Annotated in this window: 4 protein-coding genes; all 4 read right to left on the bottom strand. The window is 40.3% G+C overall.

Annotated features, from left to right (window positions below):
• Positions 1-19 precede the first annotated feature (19 nt).
• Positions 20-433, bottom strand: a complete 414-nt coding sequence (locus tag SORDD16_RS09045) for a hypothetical protein (protein ID WP_061453190.1) — start codon at positions 431-433, stop codon at positions 20-22.
• A gap of 106 nt (positions 434-539) precedes the next feature.
• On the bottom strand, positions 540-1,211 hold the full coding sequence (locus SORDD16_RS09040; RefSeq protein WP_061453189.1) for a metal-dependent transcriptional regulator: 672 nt from the start codon (positions 1,209-1,211) through the stop codon (positions 540-542).
• A gap of 61 nt (positions 1,212-1,272) precedes the next feature.
• Positions 1,273-1,767, bottom strand: a complete 495-nt coding sequence (gene tpx, locus SORDD16_RS09035; protein WP_061453188.1) for a thiol peroxidase — start codon at positions 1,765-1,767, stop codon at positions 1,273-1,275.
• A 115-nt stretch (positions 1,768-1,882) separates the two neighbouring features.
• Positions 1,883-2,112, bottom strand: a 230-nt coding sequence (locus tag SORDD16_RS12010; protein WP_241734047.1) for a metal ABC transporter solute-binding protein, Zn/Mn family, incomplete at its 5' end; no start/stop codon positions are given.

The raw sequence follows: 2,112 nt of genomic DNA, 5'->3' as shown, positions 1-2,112 counted from the left end.
TTGCGAGCTTGGTTTTTCCTTACAAACAATTCCAGAAAGAGAGGTGTTTGCCAAAATCGTCTGGGTAGCTTTCTCTTAGGTAGTCAGCTGTCCTATAATATAAAGTAGAATGACAAGCAGTGACGATTGGCATAAGAGTGGAAAATCGCTGAGAACTAATGAAGGATAAGAGCACAAAAAATAGAAAATCAATGGTAAGCACCCCTGAATAGTAGAAGCGAATTTTTTTGTTCATCTGAGGATAAATCTCAGAGAAATGTTTTTTGAGTCGGAAGACCAAGCGAGATAGCAGTAGCCCCTGAGCAAGGAGGAACATAAAACCAGTGAGTAAGAGCCAGTCTAAAGCTGTCTCGGGTCTAGTGCTAAAAAATGCAAACAGTAGCAAATCCATGACTGCAATTGCTGTAAAATGGATTCTAAAGAGTTTTTTCATGACAAGACCTCCCTCTTTTATCTAGCTTTATTCTACTTCAAATTCATAGGGAATTCAAGAAAAATGATAAAAATCCCTGAAGGGAGTTGCCTTCAGGAATAAGAGCTTAATCAATTTTTTCAACATAGAGTTGGTTGGCGATGTCCAAACTTACTTGCAAGTCTTCTCCTTTACAAACCAGAGTGAAGGTATTGGTAAATCCATCGAATTGTTTGATTTGGAGAGTGTCACCAATCTGAATTGAGTGTTTGTCCAAGTAGTGGAGCAGTTCAAAACTATCATGGACCCGTGTGAGGAGGTAGGAACCAGTTTCTTTGATAGCTGCAAGAGGGAGATTATTAATTTCCACCAAGAGTTCTCCCTTGGCAGGAATAGTCCCTCCGTGAGGGCAGGTCTTGGGAAAACCTAGCATGGAGTCTAGTCGTTCCACAAAAAAATCTGATACACTATGTTCTAAAACTTCGGCTTCCTTGTGGATTTGGTCGCTAGTATAGTTGAGGTGATGAACTAGAAAAACTTCGATTAAGCGGTGTTTACGGTAGAGCTCTGAGACCAGTTTTAGCCCTAGGTCAGTCAGTTGATAACCACATTCCTTGTCCTTGAGGATGAGGTTTTCACTCTTCATCCGCTTAATCATTTCTGTCACAGCAGGAGGAGATACCTGCATGCGCGCCGCAATTTCTTTATTAGTGATTTTACGAGAAACGATGCTAATCTCGTAAATGCACTTAAGATAGTCTTCTTTATTTGGAGTTAGTCTATTATTTTTATTTATCATTACCTTTAGTATAGCAAAAAAAGCTAGATTTCTCTAGCTTTCAGTCATAAAAATCCTTGTTTTAGTCTAATGCTTTAACGGCAGCGATTGCTTTTTCAAAGTCGGGTTCTGTGTTGATATTGTCTACATATTCGACGTAACGGATGATGTTATCAGTATCAAGGACAAGAACTGCCCGGGCAAGGAGGTGCCACTCATTGATGAGGAGAGCGTAGTCACGGCCGAAAGAATGGTCAAAGTAGTCTGAAAGCATGATGGCATTGTCAAGACCTTCTGCTCCACACCAGCGCCCTTGAGCAAATGGGAGATCCATAGAAATAGTGAGGACGACCGTGTTGTCAAGGTTAGCAAGTTCTTGGTTGAAACGACGCGTTTGCGTTGAACAGATGCCGGTATCGATAGAAGGAACAATACTCAAGACTTTTTTCTTTCCATCAAAGTCAGCCAGCGTTTTTTTAGAGAGATCCGTTGTAGTGAGAGAAAAGTCAAGCGCTTTGTCTCCAATCTGCAGTTGTTTACCTGTAAAGGTTACAGGATTTCCGAGAAATGTGGTCATCGATTTACTCCAATCTTTTTTCTTTCATTGTACTCCTATGAAGAGAAATTTGCCAATCATTTGACCGAAAAAGACATCAGAAAAAGGTCTGTCATTATGAAAGACCTTTTTTAGATTATTTAGCTAATCCTTCAGCGATTTTATCAAGATTGTATTTCATCATGCTGTAGTAGCTGTCTCCTTCTTGACCTTCTTCAGCGATTGAGTCGGTAAAGATTTTGGCATAGATAGGAATGTTGGTGTCTTGAGAGACGGTCTTCATAGGACGGTCATCAACACTTGACTCTACAAAGAGGGATGGTGTCTTGGTTTGACGAAGTTTTTCCACCAAGCTCTTGATTTGAT

The sequence above is a fragment of the Streptococcus oralis genome (genome assembly GCF_001578945.1).
In the GTDB taxonomy this organism is placed as follows: domain Bacteria; phylum Bacillota; class Bacilli; order Lactobacillales; family Streptococcaceae; genus Streptococcus; species Streptococcus oralis_Q.
Note: the sequence above shows the minus strand (reverse complement) of the source record. Positions and strands in the feature narration are given on the sequence as shown.

Excerpts from the sequence above, each read along its gene's own strand:
- SORDD16_RS09045 (WP_061453190.1), bottom strand. The coding sequence starts at position 433 with ATGAAAAAACTCTTTAGAATCCATTTTACAGCAATTGCAGTCATGGAT.
- tpx (WP_061453188.1), bottom strand. The coding sequence starts at position 1,767 with ATGACCACATTTCTCGGAAATCCTGTAACCTTTACAGGTAAACAACTG.
- SORDD16_RS09040 (WP_061453189.1), bottom strand. The coding sequence starts at position 1,211 with ATGATAAATAAAAATAATAGACTAACTCCAAATAAAGAAGACTATCTT.